General features: G+C 46.2%; 19 protein-coding genes. 14 read left to right on the forward strand and 5 right to left on the reverse strand.

The window, feature by feature from the left end:
- The first annotated feature begins 64 nt into the window (after positions 1–64).
- The 3 genes from cdaS to NSQ20_RS01965 all read left to right on the forward strand — a co-directional run bounded on the left by cdaS (position 65) and on the right by NSQ20_RS01965 (position 4385).
- On the forward strand, positions 65–694 hold the full coding sequence (gene cdaS / locus NSQ20_RS01955; RefSeq protein WP_253505129.1) for a sporulation-specific diadenylate cyclase CdaS: 630 nt from the start codon (positions 65–67) through the stop codon (positions 692–694).
- A 287-nt stretch (positions 695–981) separates the two neighbouring features.
- Positions 982–2088 (forward strand): Glu/Leu/Phe/Val dehydrogenase, encoded by a 1107-nt coding sequence (locus tag NSQ20_RS01960; protein WP_340031700.1) that lies wholly within the window; start codon positions 982–984, stop codon positions 2086–2088.
- A 230-nt stretch (positions 2089–2318) separates the two neighbouring features.
- Positions 2319–4385 (forward strand): methyl-accepting chemotaxis protein, encoded by a 2067-nt coding sequence (locus NSQ20_RS01965; RefSeq protein WP_340031701.1) that lies wholly within the window; start codon positions 2319–2321, stop codon positions 4383–4385.
- A gap of 150 nt (positions 4386–4535) precedes the next feature.
- Here the strand turns inward: NSQ20_RS01965 and NSQ20_RS01970 are convergent, their stop codons facing one another.
- Entirely contained in the window at positions 4536–5399 is an 864-nt protein-coding gene (locus NSQ20_RS01970) for a LysR family transcriptional regulator (RefSeq protein ID WP_036673084.1), read from the reverse strand.
- A 156-nt stretch (positions 5400–5555) separates the two neighbouring features.
- Here NSQ20_RS01970 and NSQ20_RS01975 point away from each other — a divergent pair, with 156 nt between their 5' ends.
- A complete protein-coding gene (locus NSQ20_RS01975; RefSeq protein ID WP_340031702.1) occupies positions 5556–6617 on the forward strand; it encodes an alkene reductase in 1062 nt (353 codons plus the stop codon).
- Positions 6618–6658: 41 nt separating this feature from the next.
- Here the strand turns inward: NSQ20_RS01975 and NSQ20_RS01980 are convergent, their stop codons facing one another.
- The gene (locus NSQ20_RS01980; RefSeq protein WP_340031703.1) at positions 6659–7942 is read right to left on the reverse strand and encodes an MFS transporter; all 1284 of its coding nucleotides are present in this window, start codon (positions 7940–7942) and stop codon (positions 6659–6661) included.
- A 66-nt stretch (positions 7943–8008) separates the two neighbouring features.
- Positions 8009–9250: an ATP-grasp domain-containing protein gene (locus tag NSQ20_RS01985; protein WP_340031704.1), complete on the reverse strand. Its 1242-nt coding sequence runs from the start codon at positions 9248–9250 to the stop codon at positions 8009–8011.
- Positions 9251–9467: 217 nt separating this feature from the next.
- Here NSQ20_RS01985 and NSQ20_RS01990 point away from each other — a divergent pair, with 217 nt between their 5' ends.
- Complete coding sequence (locus tag NSQ20_RS01990) at positions 9468–10031, forward strand: hypothetical protein (protein WP_036673091.1); 564 nt, start codon at positions 9468–9470, stop codon at positions 10029–10031.
- Positions 10028–10438 carry a DUF2000 family protein gene (locus tag NSQ20_RS01995; RefSeq protein WP_047840412.1) on the forward strand — a complete coding sequence of 137 codons (411 nt, stop codon included), beginning with the start codon at positions 10028–10030 and terminating at the stop codon, positions 10436–10438. The genes NSQ20_RS01990 and NSQ20_RS01995 overlap by 4 nt, the downstream gene beginning before the upstream one ends.
- Positions 10439–10550: 112 nt before the next feature.
- Here NSQ20_RS01995 and NSQ20_RS02000 read toward each other — a convergent pair whose 3' ends face one another.
- Positions 10551–11765, reverse strand: a complete 1215-nt coding sequence (locus tag NSQ20_RS02000; protein WP_340031705.1) for an MFS transporter — start codon at positions 11763–11765, stop codon at positions 10551–10553.
- Positions 11766–12046: 281 nt separating this feature from the next.
- On the opposite strand from NSQ20_RS02000, the gene NSQ20_RS02005 reads away from it, so the two are divergent.
- Complete coding sequence (locus NSQ20_RS02005) at positions 12047–12625, forward strand: TetR/AcrR family transcriptional regulator (RefSeq protein WP_340031706.1); 579 nt, start codon at positions 12047–12049, stop codon at positions 12623–12625.
- Between the two features lie 100 nt (positions 12626–12725).
- On the opposite strand, the gene NSQ20_RS02010 is transcribed toward NSQ20_RS02005, so the two are convergent.
- Positions 12726–13850: an LLM class flavin-dependent oxidoreductase gene (locus tag NSQ20_RS02010; protein ID WP_340031707.1), complete on the reverse strand. Its 1125-nt coding sequence runs from the start codon at positions 13848–13850 to the stop codon at positions 12726–12728.
- Positions 13851–14114: 264 nt separating this feature from the next.
- Here NSQ20_RS02010 and NSQ20_RS02015 point away from each other — a divergent pair, with 264 nt between their 5' ends.
- From NSQ20_RS02015 to NSQ20_RS02045, 7 genes are all read left to right on the forward strand, one after another.
- Positions 14115–15500 carry a helix-turn-helix transcriptional regulator gene (locus tag NSQ20_RS02015; RefSeq protein WP_340031708.1) on the forward strand — a complete coding sequence of 462 codons (1386 nt, stop codon included), beginning with the start codon at positions 14115–14117 and terminating at the stop codon, positions 15498–15500.
- 215 nt (positions 15501–15715) lie between these two features.
- Positions 15716–16240, forward strand: a complete 525-nt coding sequence (locus tag NSQ20_RS02020; RefSeq protein WP_340018994.1) for a pyruvate kinase — start codon at positions 15716–15718, stop codon at positions 16238–16240.
- Positions 16241–16550: 310 nt separating this feature from the next.
- Positions 16551–16739 carry an aspartyl-phosphate phosphatase Spo0E family protein gene (locus NSQ20_RS02025; RefSeq protein ID WP_036616818.1) on the forward strand — a complete coding sequence of 63 codons (189 nt, stop codon included), beginning with the start codon at positions 16551–16553 and terminating at the stop codon, positions 16737–16739.
- A gap of 241 nt (positions 16740–16980) precedes the next feature.
- Positions 16981–18804 (forward strand): sensor histidine kinase, encoded by a 1824-nt coding sequence (locus NSQ20_RS02030; RefSeq protein ID WP_340031709.1) that lies wholly within the window; start codon positions 16981–16983, stop codon positions 18802–18804.
- 5 nt (positions 18805–18809) lie between these two features.
- The gene (locus tag NSQ20_RS02035) at positions 18810–19577 is read left to right on the forward strand and encodes a response regulator (RefSeq protein ID WP_074093192.1); all 768 of its coding nucleotides are present in this window, start codon (positions 18810–18812) and stop codon (positions 19575–19577) included.
- A gap of 103 nt (positions 19578–19680) precedes the next feature.
- Positions 19681–20976, forward strand: coding sequence for a sugar ABC transporter substrate-binding protein (locus NSQ20_RS02040; RefSeq protein ID WP_340031710.1), 1296 nt, complete (start codon positions 19681–19683; stop codon positions 20974–20976).
- Positions 20977–21006: 30 nt separating this feature from the next.
- Positions 21007–21717, forward strand: coding sequence for a hypothetical protein (locus NSQ20_RS02045; RefSeq protein WP_340031711.1), 711 nt, complete (start codon positions 21007–21009; stop codon positions 21715–21717).
- The last annotated feature ends 102 nt before the right edge of the window (positions 21718–21819 follow it).

Consider the following 21819-nt stretch of genomic DNA (forward strand, 5'->3'; position numbering starts at 1 on the left):
CAGAGGGGAAGGTATGGGTACTAATGATGCGGCGTGAAGCCCAAGCCAACCAAGGAGGCGGCGAATGATGACTCAGCAAGCAGACTGTGACAGTTCCTCGATGAGGCAGAAGCTTAAGGCAGACCTCCATCGTGTAGCAGAGCGTATGAATCTGACGTTATCCCAATTTGACAAAGACAGTGCCTGTCTGCTGGGGCAATTTGCAGAGATTCGAGCGGAGATCAAGCAGATCGAGGTGCTCGCCTCTTCGTTTTATCTGGATTGTTATCTGTCACCCTTTACCGAGAAGTTTGCCGAATTAACATCGAGCGTGCAGCATCTATCTGACCGGAGATATGGGGCGTTGATTGTGATTGAACGGGAGATTCCGTTGGAGTCGATCATTCACTCAGGCGTGACTGTGGATGCACGAGTGACGCATGCGTTGCTGGAATCGCTGTTTATTCCCGGTGCACCTCTGCATGATGGGGCTGTTCTGATTCGTGGTAATCAGATCGTATCTGCTGGTAATGTATTGCCGTTGTCACAGGCGGAAGTGCATGAACGGAAAATAGGCACCCGTCATCGGGCTGCACTGGGACTCAGTGAATTGACGGATGCGGTTGTGTTGGTTGTCTCCGAGGAGACAGGACAGGCTTCATTTGCTGTGGATGGCGATTTGCATCCCATTAATGTGGTTGAGACGCTCCCATAAATTTGAACGATCAAGTGGCCTACTTGGGGCGAATAGGTTGATGTAGTTGAGAGAATTGTACCTTTCTCCTGTGAGGGAGAGAGGTTTTTCTATGGATAGACGATAAAATTATAATCTAAAATTCGACCGCTTTGCTCCCGCCATATGAGAAACATCGATCGATGCTTCTCTGACATTGCGATGTGATTTTGCACAAACTGGGTATTCATGGGTACAATAGAGGATGGTCAATGAATAGAGAACAATGCGATTGGATCGCAAAAATGGTTGGAGGAGACGGTTAGCACATGAGTTGGTTTGAAGCAATGGAGCATCACGATTATGAGGAACTGGTTCTGTGCCAGGATCGAAATTCAGGGTTAAAAGCAATTATCGCCATACACGACACAACACTCGGCCCTGCGCTGGGAGGCACGCGGATGTGGACTTACGCTTCAGAAGAAGCAGCCATTGAAGATGCCCTGCGCCTTGCCCGTGGTATGACATATAAGAATGCGGTATCTGGCCTGAATCTGGGCGGTGGCAAAACCGTTATCATCGGAGATCCGCGGCGCGACAAAAACGAAGCGATGTTTCGGGCGTTTGGACGATATATTCAAGGGTTGAACGGACGTTATATCACGGCCGAAGATGTGGGAACAACGGAAGAGGACATGAACCTGATCTATCAGGAAACCGATTATGTGACAGGCATCTCGGCGAGTTATGGTTCATCCGGTAACCCATCGCCTGCAACGGCTTGGGGTGTATATCGTGGGATCAAGGCAGCAGCCAAAGAAGCATTTGGTACCGATCTGCTGGAGGGTAAAACGATAGCGGTCCAAGGTGTCGGCAATGTGGCGATGCATCTGTGCAAATATCTGTATGAGGAAGGTGCACATCTGATCGTTACGGATATCCATAAGGACTCGGTGAAACAGGCTGTGGACCGCTTCGGCGCGACAGCAGTTGATCCCGCAGACATCACGAGTGTGGAATGTGATATCTATGCACCATGTGCACTGGGCGGCACGATTAATGACGATACGCTCAGAACGCTCAAGGCAAAGGTTGTAGCGGGCTGTGCCAATAATCAGCTGCTGGAGACCCGTCATGGGGATCAGCTGTATGATATGGGCATCGTATATGCGCCTGACTATGTTATCAATGCAGGTGGCGTAATTAACATTGCGGATGAGTTGAACGGTTATAACGCGGATCGGGCGTGGAGCAAGATCGGAGAGATCTATTCCACTCTGGAGAAAATATTCGAAAGCTCACGTACCGAGGGCATCGCAACCTATGTTGCCGCAGATCGTCTGGCTGAGCGACGGATTGAACAGATGAAGAATACGCGCAGTACATTCTTGCAGAATGGTCATCACTCATTGAGTTCCCGGAGATTGCGCAAGTAAACTTAATAGATTCATAAAAAAACTTAAAACGGTCTGTTAGATAACGGCAACATCCATTTCCAAGATGGATAGTCGATCTGACAGGCCATTTTTTTATGTTGCTATCAGAATTTCAAAAAAAGAAAAACAGTGGCAATATCTCCCTAATTGATCAATTTTATTATGGATTTTTCCGATAATGTATGTACATCGTTCAGATGCAGATGGTTCAGGGAAGTGGGGAGAAGGAAATGGGGAAAAGAAAAGGTGTAGGACATAAGATCAAAAATATGTCGCTTAAAATCAAGCTGCCTTTCATGATCAGTGTATTGGTTGTTTTGGTTCTGCTTGGTGCAACGACCACAAGTTATATGATTTCATCTGATGTTGTGGTCAAGAAAAGCAAGGATGAAATGAATGTGATGGCTGACCGCCTTGGGGAAGGGCTTTGGACAGCGATGCAACTTCAACAACAATTGAGTCATTCGATATCCGTACATAGTACTTTTAAAGAACTCTTAAAGTTGCGTGATACAACTGACATGACGGATGAAGAATTTTTATCGGATGAGAACCCGTATTTCAATAAGGCCAATACGATCTTGACCGACAGTATATCGGAAACGGAAGGAAGTAAGCCAGATCTGTTCGTTTTTGATAAGGAAGGAATCATGGTGGCAGGAACCATGCCAGAAGTCATTGGTCAGTCACGGGGAGATCGGGAATATTTTAAGGAATCTATACAGGGGAAATCCTTCATCAGTGACGCGGTCGTCTCTAAGACTGGCAAGAAGCTCATTATTGTATTCTCGGAGCCTATCAGCGATGAAGAGGGGAATAACCTGGGTGTGCTTGCTATGTCGGTGGACAGCAGCTTTTTCCTGGGGCAACTCGGAGACATTAAAATCAATGCCGAGGGCAGAGTTGAAGTGCTGAGCCGTAGCGGCATCATCATGTATGATTCACTGGACCCTTCCATTGTGGGACAAACGCTGGAAGCGGACAAGGAAGCGATGGGAATCATCGAGGCCAGAGCCAATGAGAAAGTGAAAATCACTTCGATGGATCGAGAAGATACCTACTATCGTATTAATCAGATTCCGGGTGCAGATCTCTCTGTGCTCATTATTGACGATTATGACGATATCAAGCGTCCGATAGAGGATATGCAGCGCCAGATGGTTATCGTGATATTGATCGGGATTGCTCTGGCTATTGGTGTGGGATTGCTGATTTCTCGCAGTATTACAAGACCTATCATACGTCTGAGCGGTCTGTTCCAACAGCTTGCTCAAGGCAATCTGACCGTTAAGGCCAATGGCAAGTATAACAGCGAATTCAAGGATCTGGCGGAGAGCTTCAATGGTATGGTGGAGCAGAACAGGAACCTTATTACCGATATGAACAGTTCGATTCATGTCCTTCAGGCCAGCACTCAGGAGTTGGAGGAGACATCCAGACAGACGGCAAGATCCATTGATGAGACATCGGCAACGTCCATGGGGATTGCCAAAGCCATGGAGGCTCAATCGGAAGATACCGAGCAGATTGCAGGCAAATTCAACAGCTTTGGCGATAAAGTGGCTGCCATGAACAACAGTGCACAGGATGTGAAGGCAAGAGCAGATGAGATCGAAACGGTATTCCACAATGGGAATGAAGTCGTGAATGAACTGATGCGTATCAACGAGGTGAACGAACGGGAAGTGGAGAAAATCTCGGAGATTACCGTCAAACTTCAAACCAGTTCGGGCAGTATTAGTCAGATCACGGAAGCCATCAGCCAGATTGCGAAGCAGACCAATCTGCTTGCATTGAATGCTTCAATTGAAGCATCAAGGGCAGGTGAGCATGGCAGAGGATTTGCGGTTGTGGCCGAAGAGATCCGCAACTTGGCAGAGCAGAGCTCCCGCCAATCCAAGGAAATCTCCAGCATTATCGAGCAGAATCTGGCCGATGTCGCCGAGAACAACCAAAGTGTTGCCGAAATTCACACCATCTCGTCCAGACAGGATGAGCTTGTCTTGCAGACTCGCCAGGCATTTGATGTGATTTTGGAGAAGGTAACGGTCATTAATCAACAGATCGCTACGATGGCAGGACAGATGCAGGAGATGTTACAGAACAAGGATGATGTACTGGAGTCAGCCCATAGTTTGTCGGCTTCAGGAGAGCAGGTATCCGCTTCGGTTGAAGAGGTAACAGCAACCATGATGGAGCAATCTTCAACAGTACAGCAGTTGGCCAACATGGTTGATACGATCGATCAATTGACGCAAAAGCTGGCCGAATCGGCTGCGCGATTCAAGGTGGAGTAAGGTGTTAATTGAATAGGTATAAAGGGAAGACAAAAGGCACTCTGTATGAGTGCCTTTTGCTTTGTTTTTTATGGTCTCGATCAATGTGCTCTAGTCCATTTAGTAATCAAGAAGATCAGCGGTTGAAAGAGGGGTACTGAGTTACCTATATTAAAACGTAATGCACTTCTGATTCAGCAGCTTCATGAATTGATCCAGCGCACTGCTGACATACCGATCCTCACCGCGGACAAAGGTTGTCGTGGTATGGGTAAAACGATCTGCCAGATCAAATACGGAGAAATCATCCGGTTTCTTGTGAATAACGTTGCAGGGCATAATGGTAAAAGCAATTCCAGACTCCACACAGCTGAGCAGGTTTTCCATCGTACTCACTTCGATGATATTACGTGCGGACAACCCTTCTTCCTGCAGAAATTCTTCGGTCATTTCACGATAAGGACAGCCCTCGGGGAAAACAACCCATGATACTTGGCACAGACTTTCAGGTGGTGTATCCATCTTCTTGGAGATAATATGAACCGTGTCCTGCATCTCATATTCCACCTTCAGACCCTCCTTCACACAAGCCCCGCTGATAAAAGCACCATCAATCTCATCGTCCTGTATTTTCTTGCGTAGTACTTTGGGTGAAGTGGCGTTGACGAGTGAGATGGACACCTTCGGGTAGGTTATTTGATATTCATTCAGAATCTCCATAAAACGACTGGATGCCGCCGTTTCTACAATGCCGATTTTCAGTGTGCCGGAAGGCTCCCCGGGATCGGTCATATCCTGCTTCAGATCATGCAAAAGGTTGTGAATCTGTGTGGCGTACTGGACGAACTGTTCTCCTTTGGAGGTCAGTACAACACCTTTGGGAAATCGGTTGAACAACTGGATTTGATATTCCTGCTCCAGTTTTTTGATGCGCGTAGTGACATTGGATTGCGCGTAATTCAGTTCTTTGGCGGCCTGTGAGATTTTGCCTGAACGCGCCACCGCGAGAACAATATCGATATCGGAAAGTTCCATGCTGTATCCTCCTGAACGTGGATTACCTTCAATTACTTCTGCAGATGCTGATGTTAGGTATCTCTATGAGAGATACAACTATATATTTCAATCATTTTACGATATATCGGAGCCGCCGTACAATATCCTTAATGACAAAGAGAGTAGGGATATGACATGGATAACACGAATACACGTTCAACATTATTAAGCCCGGTAACGATTCATCAGTGGCAATTAAGGAACCGAATTGTGATGGCACCGTTGACCCGGGGATTTGCTGATGATCAGGAGGGGACCGTGACGGATGAGATGGTGGCGTATTATGAGCAGCGTGCGCGAGATGGTGTGGGGCTGATCATTACCGAGGGCATTAACCCCAATCTGGCAGGCAAAGGCACCTACGGCATCCCCGGTTTATATACAGATGAACAGACGACTTCTTGGAAAAGGGTAACGGATGCTGTCCACAGACATGGCGGCACCATTATTGCTCAATTATGGCATGTTGGCAGGTTGTCCCACTCCGATATGATCGGAACCACTCCAGTGGCACCTTCCAGCCTTGCGGCAGAGGGAAGAGTGCATAAGCTGCATAAGCCGTATCAGGTTCCTCAAGCGATGAGTGCACAGGATATAGCGGATACAATTCAGCATTTTCAGACGGCCGCCCGCAATGCGGTTCTGGCAGGGTTCGACGGGATCGAGCTGCATGCTGCGCATGGGTATCTGATCGACCAGTTTATCAATGAGAAGACCAACCACAGAACAGACAAATACGGAGGAGACACAGCGGGCAGATTGCGGTTCTTGCAGGATATTATTGTGGCTGTGAAAAAAGAGATCAGTGTAGATCGAATATCGGTACGATTTTCCGAGAAAAAGGATGATGATGCATCCTATGCATGGGCAGATAAAGCTGGAATGATCGATGCATATCTTAATTTGTTCCGTGAGACGGGAATTACGATCTTGCATCCTTCAACAGATCAATATACAAAAGCGTGGGAAGAGGAGCAGTCCTTTCACGAGCGGATTCGAAGTCAGTGGGATGGAATCATCATTGGTGTGGGGGATTTGGATGTTCAAACCGCAGAGCACGCGATTGGTGAGGGAAGCATAGATCTGGCAGCGTTCGGCAGACCGTTTATCGCCAATCCAGATCTAGTACAGAGATTGCATACGGGTCAGCAATTGATTGAGTATGATGCGAATGCACATTTGCCTGTTTTGGTGTGAAAATAAAGTGGAAAAAAGGGCAGAACAGGCTGCCCTGAGGTTCAGATACTTTTTGAGTGATCCAGCTGTTTCATTTCATTTCTTCTTGTTGAGCTTTTTTCGATATACCAGAGAATAATCATAGACAACGCATAGAACAGACTGACAGCCAGAATAATGATCCATACACTTTCCATGTCCATGCTTTTGATGAAAATGCCTGTCAAATATGGGCTAAGTGTATAACCCAGGCAACCTACGAATAACAGCAAGCCATTAAACCGGCCCTGATGTGTATCGGGTACACGCGAAGCAATATACAGATTGATATTGGTCTGCACGAGAATCTCTCCAATGGTCCACAGCACCGTGGATAAGGCGACGATGGAAAAATGGGGGAAGGTTCCGAGCAGGTTCAAGGCTCCAAATCCGATTCCATAGAAGAGTGCGCCTGTAGCTATGGAGTTTAGGGCAGTTAATTTGCGTGTAGCGGACAGGATCACTGTGGTAAGAATAATGACGCTAATGGCATTGATGGTCATGACAGAGCCGTAATATGCTGCCCCGTTCTCGCCAAATGAATGATTCATCTGGAGTGGGAGGCTGAATGAGTATTGCATATAGATAAAATAGTTAAGAAATGACACAACGATGAAAAAGGCAACGAGTGGATTTTTCAGCAGTAGTCTGAATAACGGCGAAGGCGGTTGGCTCAATCGTTGTTGTTCTTGTTGTCCAGCATGTTCGCTGTTTGTTGATGCCAATTCCTTGCGCGTGCCGATCTTAACCTGGTTGATGATGATAAAGGTAGATATCAGAAACACGGTGCCGATACTTATAAAGACAATGTTGACGTGATCCTTGATAAAAAAACCGGCGATCAGTGGTCCGATGGCTATACCCAGATTGGCCCCCAGATACATGAGGGAAAAGGCGGACTTTCGCTCTTTCTCCTCCGTACACAGTTGAATAATCAGTGCATTATAAGCAGGCCGGGTAATACTGATGAAAAACATGACTGCAATCAGAAGATAACCAACGGTAATGGTGCCTGACCAAAAAGAGCAGCTTATAATCATGATGGCAGACAACAGTTGCCCGATGACAATAATTGTTTTTTTGCCCATAAGATCGCTTAAATAGCCGCCGAGAAGTACACCGGGTCCGCTAATCAGGGCTGCCATGGACACAAAGATCCCTGCACTGACCACATTCATGCCCATCTTTAACGTAAGCACCAAGGTAATCAGGGAGAATACAAAATCTCCCGTGCTGTTAATCGTTCTGGCTAAACAGAGATAATAGATATCGCGGCTCAGACCCGCGTAGGTTTTGAATAAAGACAATAATTCCAGCCCTCCCCAAGATAACCGTCACTCCAGACCAAAAACAGTGAGGATGATCCGTACATCTTATACGGTTTCAGCAACCGTCACTTCAATCTTGAAGCGATCGTACATATCCAGCAGGGTTTGACGCAATTCCTCGAACGAATCACCCTCCACGATAGCATAGCCTGATCGGGTCATGGTATCGTTGACGTCCCCGGCCCGCTGCCCCACTTGATAGGATACATTGAACTCAATGATGCCAGGGATATCGGCATAATCCTCTATCCCGGATATGTGTTGAATTACCCCTGCACGTGAAGGGAAGCAGATCATGCCTGTGAATTTATGGCGTGTCTGCTGTTGCTTAAATTCATATATTCCAACTTCCAGATCAGTGACGGCTTCGAAGAAATCAACGCCATGAGTGTTCTTGATACAAGGAGGCATAACATGCGATCCCCCGATTCTTGCACCAATTTCTCCAAACACCACTTCTCCTTCTGGAGTCAGAAAAAGTTCGGCATGTGTTACGGATTGATTGATACCCAAGGCAACAATGACCTGTTCATTGAGTTCTTTGATGTGATGGATAAAATCAGCTTCCGTGCCTTCAGGGAACGTAATACTGGCTGGAGGTTTCTGCTTCGTCGCAATATCCAGGCAGTTATACAGGTATTGGGAAACAGATGCAAATACAACTTTGCCCTTGGACACAATGGAATCACAATGAAACTCCGTACCGTGGATGAATTCCTCCAGCAAATCCCTTTGCTGTGCTTGTCTTGTATGGTGTAGATAATGTACCAGTTCATCCATGCTGGACAATTTGAACGTATTGATACTTCCATATCCGCTGAGTGGTTTCACAATAATCGGGAAGCCGTGTACAGCAGTGAAACGAATATAGTCCTGTTCATGTAGAGCAATGGCAATTTGGGATGTCCGAATTCCGCGTTGATGCAGCATTTGTTTCATGATCCATTTATTGCGAACAGCCTCAGCCTGATTGCGCTGCATACCGGGGATCCCGAACTCGGAACGGAGCTGACCACCGATCTCAATCGCATTCTCACCCGGCGTTAACAGAGCAGAGATGGAATGGGATTCTCGGATCTGCATCATATGCTCCCGGATGGCATCTACGGACTCCAGATGATCGACATATCTAATTTCATCAAAGAAGTCCCTGAGGACCTCATCATGATGCAAATTATGCCGTTCAATAATCAGAATTTTCTTGTGATCAGCCAATTTCTGCAAAGGTTTAACGAAGTTTAATCCAGTTGGAAGCCTGAAATCAGATATGTATACAATGGTTTTCATACGTTCTCGTAAATCCCCTTTCAACAAAATACTAAAAATAGTAAAAATTCATTTCATAACATTATAGCTCAATATTTTCCATTTTGAATACACCTTTTGGTTAAAAATATGAACCAAAATACATATTTATGATGCGTTAAAGTGTTAATTGACAATAGGAAATTTTTGGTATACGATCTTTAGCGGATTAGAAATAAAAAGGAGGAAATAGAAATAAATGGAGATCGTTAAAGAGAAATATGCCATACTGGGAACACTGGGAGACGATGAAGGATTCCTGACTTGCAGCATGCATATCGCGAAAAAGCTAGGCAACTCGGAACGTATCAAGCCATACCCTGAATTTGAAGCGGCTGCGGAAGACTTGAGATCAGGGATCATATCCTGCTTACTGGTCCCCGGGGCGTATCCCAAGCTCAACAGCTTCATCATGGATTCTGAACTAGCGGTGTCTGAGAGCTTTGTGGAGAAAATTCCTGCGCTGGTTCTATCCGGCTTCCATGCGGTATGTCCCGATCAGATCGATATTATCTATCATCATCCAGCAACCACATACTTGTTATCTGAACTTGATACAACCTATAGAGAGAACAGCACCGTATCGTCCAACCCTGAAGCTTGCAGGAAGGTCATGCACAACACGGAGAAGTCCATTGCGCTCACGAATCAGCTATGCGCTGATCATTACGGGCTTGTGACCTACAAAGTATTGCGTGAGGGAATCAATATGCCATGGGTATGTTTTACACAAAATACACAGAGGGTGAATACAGTCATATGAAAAGAATTGCTATTATACTGGATAAAAATCTGGAACCTGGCGCCGCCGCTAATGTGGCTGCCCTGTTAATGGGACAAGCAGCCCTGAATGAGCCGGGGTTATATTCTGATCAACCTGTGCTGGATCATAGCGGCGTTCAGCATGCGGGCATCCGATATAGCACTGTCATTCTGAAGGCCGGGGAGAATCAACTGATCAATCTGGCCAAACTCTGCTCAGATGACAGCGGGGGACTGAGCCATGTTGTTTTTTCCCAGACAGGCCAATCGCTCAACAATGCCTTTGAACAATATGCAGTTGAGATTGCTTCGATGGAATTGGAAGCTACCAAAGTGGTAGGTGTCATTGTATGGGGCGAGGATGATCAAGTTAGGGCAGCGACCAAAAAATTTAGTGTCATGAAATAAGGGAAAAGGGCAGAAGCGGATCTTTAGAGATCACTCTGCCCTTCTTTATATATGAAAGAATTGTTATAGAGGTTGTTCTCGGTACTGAAAACCGACCTTTTTGAACATGCACTTATATATGTTTGCTGATAACGGCAGCTTTCTTTTCCGTAAAGTAATACACCAAAGCGAGCAGCGGCATGATCATGCCAATCAGCGTTGTGAGATTCCAGCCTCCGTTAGCATAAGACCAGCTTCCAAGGGATGAACCAATCGCACCGCCAACAAAAAAGATCGACATGAATATGCCATTCACACGTCCTCTCGCTTCACTTCCTAACGAATAGATGATGCGTTGACCCAACACCAGATTTCCCGAGACAGCCATATCGAGTGTGATCGCCACGATCACAAGCAGGGTCAATGCCAACGTGGAGTGGCTTTGGAACACATAAGCAAGACCAAACGAAGCAGCAGCGATCACCATGGCAGCACCCGTCAGAATACGTGTTAGTCCGCGATCAGCCAGTCTCCCGGCGATAGGAGCGGCAATAGCACCTCCGACACCAGCCAGTGCGAACCAGGCAATGCCTTGCTGTGACATGTCAAAATCGTTAGCGAGCCTGAGCGGAACCGTAGTCCAGAACAAGCTGAAAGCACCAAACAGGCTGGCCTGATAGAACGCCCGGCGGCGCAGCAGCGGCATCGTTCTGAACAGTGTGCCCAAGGACACGATTAATTGCCCGTATTTCAAGGTGGGTTCAGGCTGGCGAGCAGGAAGAGCACGTGATAGGAGCAGCATGAGAAGTGTTATGACAATGGCGGAGAATACAAAGACCGTCTGCCATCCGAAGAGGCTGGTGATAAAGCTTGCGACAGGACGAGCGAGCATGATACCAAGCAGTAGACCACTCATTACATTGCCTACAACCCGTCCGCGCTGTTCCTCGGAAGTAAGATATGTCGCATAGGGCACCAGAATTTGAGCGACAACAGAACCTATACCAATGAACAGAGAGGCAGTCAGAAATACAACAGCTGTAGGTGAGAAAGCCGCAGCAATCAGGGCAACAACCAGTACGATGAGGAAAAGAACGACCAGGCGTCGATTCTCGGTAATGTCACTGAGCGGCACGATAAACAGCAAACCAATGACATAACCAATCTGAGTCAACGTTACGATCAATCCGGCAGCGGCAGAAGACAGACCCGTTGTCATGCTGATCGGACCGATAACGGTCTGAGCGTAATACAGGTTTGCCACGATCAATCCACAAGCGGATGCCAGCAAAAAAATAATCCAGGTGGGCACAGGTGCCTTCTTCACTTGTTGTCTCATATCCATCATAATCATCCTCCACATTTCTAAATTGATATTCCCAATAAACAGGTGATATTTAAAAACATTAATTACTAAACGGTGTGTATACTAATTACAAATATATAATAAACTAAACGTACAGTATTGTAAATAGGCTCTACATATTTTAATGAGAAAGTTAATGAGGATAAAAAGGTGAGCGTAGGATGGAATTGTGTGTACTCATGGCAGTTTAGTATAATGAACGTATCGTTTTTATGAAAAATACTGATGATTAAATATATTTTATACATCCAGGAGGGTTCAAGATGACTGCCAAAAGAGGACGTCCACGTAACATGGAAACCCAGAATGCCATTCTTACAGCATCGTATGAGTTGTTGTTGGAGCACGGATTCGGGGCAGTTACAATCGAGAAGATTGCTGAACGTGCACAGGTGAGCAAAGCCACTATCTACAAATGGTGGCCGAATAAAGGCGCTGTCATCATGGACGGATATATGTCTGCTGCAACGGCAAGATTGCCAGTGCCGGATACAGGCTCGGTATTGGAGGATATACGCATACATGCGAGTAATCTGGTTCGTTTTTTGACCAGTCGGGAAGGAAAAGTGATTACACAGATTATTGGGGAAGGGCAGTCGGATGCAGGGCTCGCCGAAGAATACCGTACAAGGTACATCCAACCACGTCGGCGTGAAGCTCGGGGAATTCTGGAGAAGGGTGTGGAGCGCGGCGAATTAATGAGTGGGACGGACATTGGATTATACATTGATCTGATCTATGGGCCGGTGTTTTATCGTATGTTAGTAACGGGTGAAGCGATGGAGGATGCGTTTGTAGATGTGTTGCTCAGTTCATTGTTTGAAGGTATTCAGTCCAAGTAGATATAGGGATAGTCGCGATACAAATGGGAGGAAGAGGGAAGAGGGCGATTCGTAGGAATCACCCTGGAAGGAGCACATGTATATTGTACGTGGGAGATTGTTAGACCTGGAATATAGGTGAGATGGCTGTGGGCCACGAATCTGTAACACTAGAGGAATGGAAGGATGAGTGCTGGGTTAACACCGGGGGTTCATTCCATACCGAACTGGGCAGTTCGCGGCGTAATACAGGGGCAACTTCCTTGGCAAAACGCTCCACTTGCTCCAACTGCTCGCTATGCGTCAGTCCATCTACGCTGATACTCAGCACCTGATGTCCATAAGCGGCATGATAGTCCAGAATTTTCTCAATGATCTGCTCCGGACTGCCGATTAACGCAGGACCTCGTGCAATGTTATCCTCCAGATCGGTGAAGGGCGACTGGTTATGCTGTGCGGCGGCGGTGGCATGGAACGCTTCATAATATGGCTTATAACGGCGGATGGCTTCTTCACCGGTATCCGCAAGATAGAGACTGCCGGCACCAGAGCCAATCACTGCTTGCTGCGGATCATGACCATAAAAATCGAGGCGTTCCCGATAATGATCAATTAACGCTTTGTATTTGGCTTGCGGGTGAAAAGAATTCGACGTAAAGAGCGGCTCGCCATATTTGGCAGCGAGTTCCGTCGAGACCGTGCTGGACGCGCTACCATGCCAGATTGGGATGGATTGCTGAAGCGGCCTGGGCCACGTGGTCACTCCATCAAGCGGAGGGCGATACGTTCCCTGCCAGGTTACATTCTCTTCAGACCACAGCCGTCTTAGCAGATGATAGCGTTCATCGAGTGAGTCCCATTGTTCCTCTTCGCTTATGCCAAACAGCGGATAGTGCCGAGGGTCATTGCCTTTCCCGATGATCATCTCCAGCCGTCCGCCCGATAATTGATCCAACGTGGCATAATCCTCGGCAACCCGGACTGGATCAAGTATACTAAGAACAGTGACGGTGGTTAGTAACCGAATGCGTGTGGTTGCTGCGGCTATTGCGGTTAATACGACAGGTGGCGAGGAAGATAGAAAAGGCGCACCGTGTCGTTCACCGATCCCATAGGCATCGAATCCCAGTCGTTCAGCCAGCTTCGCTTGCTCTAATATATTGTGAAATTTCTGCTGAGTTGTCAGAGCTTCCCCGGTTACGGCATTAGGCAGATTCATCATGAGACTAAACAAGGCAAATTTCATCTGACCTTCTCCTCGAACTGAATTGATAGTATCTGTGTCGTATAATCCTATTGAAATAGTAGGATATATAAGTTGGATTAAATGTATCACGTTCTCACGGATTCTTCTAATGGATTTTTTCTATAAGCAGGAACAGCGAGGCCTCCTTGCATAAATGTGAAGGGAATTGCCACGATTTTTATTGACCGCTGTAAAATTTAGGATTAAAATTGTGCTTATCATATAAATTCAAAATTATGGATTTTCATTGTGGAGGTGGGATACATGGAACCTACAACTACGATACGCTCATATATTGAGGACTACATCAGGAAACAGGGGTACACCCTGCAGTATTTTGCCGATATATCGGGAGTTAACGCTGGAACGCTTAGCGCAATTATTAAGGGGACTCGGCCCATCGCTATGGCGCAACTGGATCTGATTACCCAAGGCATGAAGCTGGAAGAGGGGTATTTCTACGAGATTTATGGGGCTGAATGTTTCGTGGAATCGGCACCTCATTGGAGGAGACTGGAACCATTCCTGCAACGCTGTGCTGAATTGGACAAGCTGGAATGTATTCATAAGGTTATCCAGGAAGTGACGGATGATCGCTCGTATATCTCGGAGTTGTTTGAGATGGCCGAAGGCATGCTTGAACGTGGACAGACGAAGGCTGCACGGATGTTGTACGAATGTGTGGCGGAGTGTGAGAAATACCAACATTCGGAACGTCTGGCTCTGTGCCAGTATCGCATCTTCACGTTATCTCTCGGTCAGAATCAACATGATAACCTGCGGGCCGCTGTGCATTTTGAGCCATATATTAATCGGCTGGATGAGGAACGGCAACTGGATGCGATAAAAGACCTGGCGAATACATACTTGGCTCTAAGATACTGGGACAAGTTATTTTCCCTTTCGGATGAGTTGGATCAGAAAACTAAAATTTTACAATTATATACAAAGAAAAAAATTGATAAAAGTGAACGGTTAACCGCATACCCCTTATTTGTATATAGAGCATACTCAAATCTACTTAAATCTGCTGCTTGTGAGGGGCTGGGAAAATATGAAGAAGCACTTTACTATACAGGGGTTTATACAGATGTAGTGAATATTCATAATTCTAATGAAGAAGATCGAATGTATATATCTAAGTTTAAGGTTTGGGCAGAAGCGAACACATATGTCTATAAATTAATGATGGGTGATCTGAGTATTTTGCCAGCATACGTTGATTTTATCGAAATAAACGAATCAGAAGTGCTCCCTGCTATGACAAATATTTTGGAAGTGGCTAATAAATTCAACCAAGATATCAATGAAATACTTCATAAATTCAGTGTCCAAATCTATTCGGAAATTGATAAATTAAAAGGTTACACCGATCAGGTCAGGTCGGATATCTATATCACATTTTTACTTGGACAAAGTGTTTATCACCTTAATCGTGGTCAGTACCTTGAGGGTATGAATCAACTTTTATATTGTTTGAACGAAGCAGTTAAAATTAATAACCAAAAAGAGACTATACATTGTGCAGCGTTATATGAGAGATATAGACACATATCTACTCCAGATCATGCACAACAGTATAAAAAGATAATGATGGAGGTAGAGCGTAATTATGATAAAAAAGAAAATCGTTTATTTCATCTTGCTTAGTTTGTTAGTCGTTAATGTCAGCCAGTTGGGTTTATTTGATCATGGAATTCCTTTTGAAACATCCCTTACGACTACACATGGTGGTGGTAATTTATAGTCTTTAAGGGGAATTATCAGGTTTAAAAATGGTTTATTTCCGAGATTGGAAGTAAGCCTTTTTGTATTGATAACGTAGTTGAAAATTCTATTATACATAACGAAAAGAGGATTTATCATTGCAGATTGATATTCAGAAGCTTTACGACAAATATATAACGTTGGACCTTCCTAATCCATTCACTTTAGAGCAAATTCATGATCGACTAACCAAGAAATACTACGCTGAGAAGGTGGATTTAGAAGAGTTCTCCGACTTATGCAACGACCCATACGCCGGATTTGATCAGGCGGTTGCAGCTTATGTATTTAAGGATGAGAGGGGAACCAAGCAATTAATTAGCTTGAACAAGGATGAAGATATCCATGAGCCACTGGAATTTGCATGGATAATCAGATCCACTGTGCGAGGATTTTCTCTTCTATTAACTCTTGAGATCGATGTATTTTATGGGATGGAAGAGAGTGAGATGACTCTTGGCAATCAATGTTTTGAGGAATATCTGATCCTGCTCTATTTAACAGGTTACATTGAGTTTGAGAATGACTCCTTCATTAATCCATTACGTGCTCGTTATCGAGAGGGCTACAGACTTCGTTATTTTGGTATGCAGAACGGTGATGAAAATTACCTATACAAATAGATTACTTTTCGATAAATTTATTAACTTCTCGTGAGAGAAAGGTGCGAGAGATACTTAGGGTAAAATGGATAATATGTCCATAACGCACTTTAACGGTAAAGGATTCGCGTATTCTCGAATACGATATGTAGACATGTTATAATTTTCTTTGCCCACATCTTGTAGAAAAGAAGAGACGTCAACTCTCTATGCAAATTGCTTGATGTTGAAAGTATCTCTATGTAAATAAATATTTTATTCTGCAAAGGAATAAAATATGAATTTTTTGGCAATGTATCCTAAAATGTTATACAAAGAGGGGGTGCATGCTGTGAGTGAACCGGTACAGATCACAGATAAAATCGAACGGAACAGGCAAGAGTTGAGTCGTTTGGCGGAGAATCATGGCATGCAGGACAACAAAGTCCTCCGACAGTCCATGGTACTGGACGAGCTTATTAATGAATATAATCGATTCAAATATAAAAGCCATCTCAGGAACAGACAACCGATTGCATAATGCAGTCGGTTTTTTGGTCTAATTAGTGTTCTAAAGAAATAGCGTAGTCGACTGTAGCGATACAGTCGGCTTTTTTGCGTTCACCTGAAATCAATGCGGATAACTTGAAATTCCGTACCAATTCCAGGATTGGCAGGATAGCGGATGATCATTAAAACTGGATATGATGACCCCAGTTATATCCAGATTGATCTGCGAAGGGGGCTCATACAATGATCGGGAGAGGGAGGGATGAACGGAAATGATGGACAAGGTACGCATTTTTTTCGGAAAAAACGTAAACCTGCGCACCAAGTTGCTCCTATTGTTCCTGGCGCTGACGTTGCTGCCGCTAAGTTTGCAGGGAGTGATGAACTACAAGCATTTCTCGCAGACGATGGATCGCAAGACCGAACAGTTCACCATTGATATGGTTCGCCAGATTAACGCCAATCTGAATCGATTGCTGAAGGACTTTGAGCGGTTGTCGCTCTTGCCGCTTTACGATCAGATGGTGCTTGGCATTCTGGGCAAATACAATGCTTCAATGGGGTCGGGTACATGGGCGAGGTCTGAGGATTATCTGAAAATGAAGCTTTACACATCGGGTCAAGCTTATGACCGGCCCGAGATTCGGGGAATTCATCTGATTAGCAACAGCGGCATTTTGTTCTCCAATCTCGATTCGCTGGCGGTCAAGCCGGTATGGGACAGCAGGCAGGATGATTGGTTTGCAGAGCTTGAAGACTCGGAAGGGACATGGCGCCTGCTTCCTCCGCATGAACCCGGCTATTACACGGGTGGTCAGCAAGAATTGTATATATCGGTGGGCAGAGTGCTTCGAGATCCGGGTACGCTCCAGCGACTGGGTTACATTCTGATTGATATCCGGCTGGAGGCCTTCGGTCAACTGTTATCCAATCTCAATTATGAGCAAGATGCAAGCCTGATGATTGTAGACAGCAAACAGCGTCTTCTGTTCGAACGGACCTCAACCGGAGGAATGTCTGCGTACGACCAGTTGCTAATGCATGGACAGCTTCAAAGCTATGCAGGAAACCAAAAAGTTGTTCTGGATGGACAGCCCTATCTCTACGTACAACACCATTCCAGCTATTCCGGGCTTTCGGTTATCAGTCTTACACCTATTGCTGTGATTCAAAAGGAGTCGGGTGAGATGCTCACCTTTACAATATGGTTCGCAGTGTTGTGTATGGCGGGTATAGCGATTCTGGCGGTTCTGTTATCCTATCGTATCACCCGGCCGCTGATTCGACTGAAGCACCACATGATTCGGGTGGAGCAGGGAGATTTTAGCCAGCGTGTATCACACTTCAGCAGTGATGAATTCGGACAGATTAGCCGGGGCTTTAACCGAATGATGGAAGAGATTCATCGACTGTTCAATGAGGTGTTTCTGCTGGGCATTCAAGAGCGGGAGGCAGAGTTGTCAGCGTTGCAAAGCCAGATGAATCCCCATTTTATATACAACACGCTGGAGTCCATTAACATGATGGCCATTCGCCAGAAGCATGCTGAGGTATCGGACATGGTGACGGCGCTTGGCAAGCTGCTGCGTTATACGATTGATAAGGTGGACCGGATGGTTCCACTTGGAGAAGAACTTGCTTTTGTACAATCCTATGTATGCATTCAGCAGGTCCGTTACAACGGCAAGTTAGAGATTATCTATGACATCGAAGAAGCGATAACCGAGTATTTGATTCCCAAGCTGGTACTGCAACCGCTGGTGGAGAATGCAGTCTACCATGGCATTGAAGGGCAGGAAAATGGAGGAGTAATCTGGGTATCTGCCTTGAAATTCGACCACGAGTTGCTGATTAGTGTACGAGACAACGGTAAGGGTATGGCTCAGGCAAAGATTGACGAGTTAAATGAGTCTATATCAAAACAGCCTTCCAATGAGGCATTACGTTGTCATGCCGGTGATAGTCTGGGGCTTAACAATATCGCCCAGAGGCTTCGCCTCATGTATGGGGAAGGCGGCAACCTAAGCATTGATGGAAGTCCCGGGCAGGGCCTGGTGGTCACGATATCCATTCAACTTCTACCGAAAGGGGATTGAAGCGCATGTATAAAGTATTGCTTGTAGAGGATGAGACGGTCATCCGTCAGGGACTGAGGGAGCTGATCGTACAAGTGTCTTCTCAGTTTCAGGTAACGGGCGAAGCGTCGAGCGGTACCGAAGCACTGGATTTTCTGAGATGTGAGGTGCCGGACGTGTTAATCACGGATATCCGCATGCGTGAAATGGACGGACTAACTTTGGTAAGCAAAGCAAGAGACATGTACCCTGAATTGCTAATGCTCATCATTAGCGGCTACGGCGAGTTTGAATATGCACGCAGAGCGATGGAGTTCGGGGTGTTGAACTACCTGTTGAAGCCCATCGATCGTTATGAACTGGCATTATGCATACAAAAGATTCAATTGCTGCTGGATCGCAGATACGGTATTACAACTCTTTCTATCCCTGAGCCATCTGGCAAAACAGAACACGCTGGTGGAGATACACGGAAGATTATCCGAGATGTGAAGGAGCACATCAAGCAACATCCCGATGGAGATCTGCGACTTCAGACGATAGCCGATCTTGTTAACTTGAACCCTACTTATTTAAGCCAATTGTTCAAGAACGAAATAGGCATCAATTATTCCGAATACATCACGGAGGCACGTATGGAGCGGGCCAAGTGGTTGCTGATCAACACGGGTCTCAAAATCTATGATGTGGCACGGTTATCCGGGCATCAGAGCCCCAAACACTTCATGCTGGTGTTCAAGCAGCAGGTGGGATGGACCGCAGGAGAATATCGAGACCGATTCAGTATCTCTTGAAAAACCATACCATTTCTGTAGTTGACGTGATTTCAGGGGGAACGATGCTTTCGTTATACTTTGGTTGCACATGTATACCATGACGTCCATAAGGGGGATTTCCATGAAAAAAGCAGGACTGATACTGGTGTTTATACTCATGATGATGGCTTCAATCGCGTGCACAAGCTCCAATTCCGGCAGTGAATCTGGCAGTTCAAGCGGAGAGAATGGAGAGGTTGAGCTGAAGTTCATGATGTGGGGCAATCAGGCGCATATGGATGTGTACAACAAGTTGATCAATAATTTCACAAAGGAAAATCCAGGCATCAAAGTAACGATGGAATCCGTACCTTTCGCAGAATACCAGCAAAAAATTTCGGTGCTTGCCGCCGGAGGCTCCCTTCCCGATCTCGCCTGGGTATCGGAGCGAATGGTGCCACAATTCAAGTCCAACCACATTCTGGCCGATGTATCCGAGTTCAAGGATGATGCACAGTTTAAGCTGAATGATTATATTCCAAGTACATTGGATTTGTTCCGTGATGGCGATCAACTGCTGGGACTACCTTTTTCTACACCTCCGGTGGTCATGTTTTACAATAAAACGCTGTTCGACAAGGCCGGCCTGACTGATCCAAACACACTTGCCACCCAAGGACAATGGACATGGGGACAGTTCGAAGAGTCCGCCAAAGCCATGACCAGCAAGGATGCGACCAACCGAGTCTATGGTGCCAACTTTTTTCGCGACTGGAAGACCTGGGCGGTGCTATCCTCCTATTCCTGGTCCAATGGAAGCGGTCCATTCGACGAAGGCATGACAACGTTCACCTGGAACGATGCCTATGGCGTACAGACCTTTGAATTGCTGGAACGCATGATGTTCACCGATGAATCACACCCGAAGGCGGGCGAACAGGTCAGCTTTGATGCGGGTAATGTGGGCATGTTCTTTGATAATTACAGCTATGTTTCCAAAGCAAGAGAAATTACGGATTTTGAATGGAGCATCGCTCCTATGCCTTCCGGTTCTCAAGGCAGTGTGCCGATGCTGGGGCAGGCCGGATATGCCATGTTCAACGACAGCAAACATCCAGAGGAAACGAAGAAGCTGTTGAAGTATTTTGCCAGTGAGCAGGGGATTCAGGCGACAGCCACCTACTTTGTGCCTCCGCGTACCTCTGTTCTGAACTCAGATGCATTCATTCTTCAGCCGAATAATCCGAGCAAAGAGCATATCGTGCAGGCGGTCATTGATGAAATGCCAAAAGCGCGCTTAATCCCCGGTCATATCCGTTGGCAGGATATCGACAATGCGGTATTGCAGGGATTTGACCGACTATTTGCAAAGACTGCGACAGCTGAGGATAACCTGAAACAAATGCAGGAAGAGATCCAAAGCGTGTTGCAACCCTAAGTCATTTGATCGAAACCGGAGGTGAGAACAATGGGCAAATTCAAAGAATTACTTGAACAGAAACCACTGTCGCTGGTGATCAGCCTGCCTGAGAATGATATTGGTTTGGCTCGGGCAGCCATGGAAGAGGGCGCTGATGCACTGAAGGTGCATTATAATGTCGGTCATCGCGCCAGCGGGAATCATTTTGGTCCATTGGACATGTACGCCGAGGTGTTTCGGGCGATCCGCAGTGAGTTTGGTGGTCCGCTAGGGGTCGTACCTTCTGGCAGTATTGATGGAGCACAAAGGGAGGATGTGGAGGGACTTTCCGGGCTGGGTTTTGATTTCTATTCCATCTATGCACATCACTTGCCTTCCTTCATGTTGAATGACTTGGGGCTGGACCCAACGTTTGCGATCAATGAAGAATATGATGCTTCCCTCGTAACATCAGCAGCGCACTTCGGCTTTACCGCTCTGGAGGCATCCATTGTACCTGGAAAAGAATATGGTACACCGCTCAGCTTCGCGGATGTGCTTAAGTATCGCCGTCTGGTCCTGCAAGCTCAGATACCGGTATTGGTCCCTTCCCAGCGAAAGCTGGTGCCGGAGGATGTTCGGGTGCTGCGCGATACCGGGGTAAAGGCGATCATGCTTGGGGCGGTCGTGACAGGCAACACGGAGGAACAGCTGCGAAGGGCTGTGAACGGGTTCCGCAATGCGGTGGACAGTCTGAACCGTTCGGACTATATAAGTTGAACTAAAGAATATTTACACTTGCCACTCCGATGCCAGAACAACCTTCCGATCGCTGTTATCCCCAGATTTTTTTTGAATCCCATATATAAAGGGGAAATCCGG

This window comes from Paenibacillus sp. FSL K6-1122 (assembly GCF_037977015.1).
Lineage (GTDB): Bacteria > Bacillota > Bacilli > Paenibacillales > Paenibacillaceae > Paenibacillus > Paenibacillus amylolyticus.

Bases quoted from the DNA above. Each gene is read 5' to 3' on its own strand.
- cdaS (WP_253505129.1), top strand. From the start codon at position 65: ATGATGACTCAGCAAGCAGACTGTGACAGTTCCTCGATGAGGCAGAAG.
- NSQ20_RS01960 (WP_340031700.1), top strand. From the start codon at position 982: ATGAGTTGGTTTGAAGCAATGGAGCATCACGATTATGAGGAACTGGTT.
- NSQ20_RS01965 (WP_340031701.1), top strand. From the start codon at position 2,319: ATGGGGAAAAGAAAAGGTGTAGGACATAAGATCAAAAATATGTCGCTT.
- NSQ20_RS01970 (WP_036673084.1), bottom strand. From the start codon at position 5,399: ATGGAACTTTCCGATATCGATATTGTTCTCGCGGTGGCGCGTTCAGGC.
- NSQ20_RS01975 (WP_340031702.1), top strand. From the start codon at position 5,556: ATGGATAACACGAATACACGTTCAACATTATTAAGCCCGGTAACGATT.
- NSQ20_RS01985 (WP_340031704.1), bottom strand. From the start codon at position 9,250: ATGAAAACCATTGTATACATATCTGATTTCAGGCTTCCAACTGGATTA.
- NSQ20_RS01990 (WP_036673091.1), top strand. From the start codon at position 9,468: ATGGAGATCGTTAAAGAGAAATATGCCATACTGGGAACACTGGGAGAC.
- NSQ20_RS01995 (WP_047840412.1), top strand. From the start codon at position 10,028: ATGAAAAGAATTGCTATTATACTGGATAAAAATCTGGAACCTGGCGCC.
- NSQ20_RS02000 (WP_340031705.1), bottom strand. From the start codon at position 11,765: ATGATGGATATGAGACAACAAGTGAAGAAGGCACCTGTGCCCACCTGG.
- NSQ20_RS02005 (WP_340031706.1), top strand. From the start codon at position 12,047: ATGACTGCCAAAAGAGGACGTCCACGTAACATGGAAACCCAGAATGCC.
- NSQ20_RS02010 (WP_340031707.1), bottom strand. From the start codon at position 13,850: ATGAAATTTGCCTTGTTTAGTCTCATGATGAATCTGCCTAATGCCGTA.
- NSQ20_RS02015 (WP_340031708.1), top strand. From the start codon at position 14,115: ATGGAACCTACAACTACGATACGCTCATATATTGAGGACTACATCAGG.
- NSQ20_RS02030 (WP_340031709.1), top strand. From the start codon at position 16,981: ATGATGGACAAGGTACGCATTTTTTTCGGAAAAAACGTAAACCTGCGC.
- NSQ20_RS02035 (WP_074093192.1), top strand. From the start codon at position 18,810: ATGTATAAAGTATTGCTTGTAGAGGATGAGACGGTCATCCGTCAGGGA.
- NSQ20_RS02040 (WP_340031710.1), top strand. From the start codon at position 19,681: ATGAAAAAAGCAGGACTGATACTGGTGTTTATACTCATGATGATGGCT.
- NSQ20_RS02045 (WP_340031711.1), top strand. From the start codon at position 21,007: ATGGGCAAATTCAAAGAATTACTTGAACAGAAACCACTGTCGCTGGTG.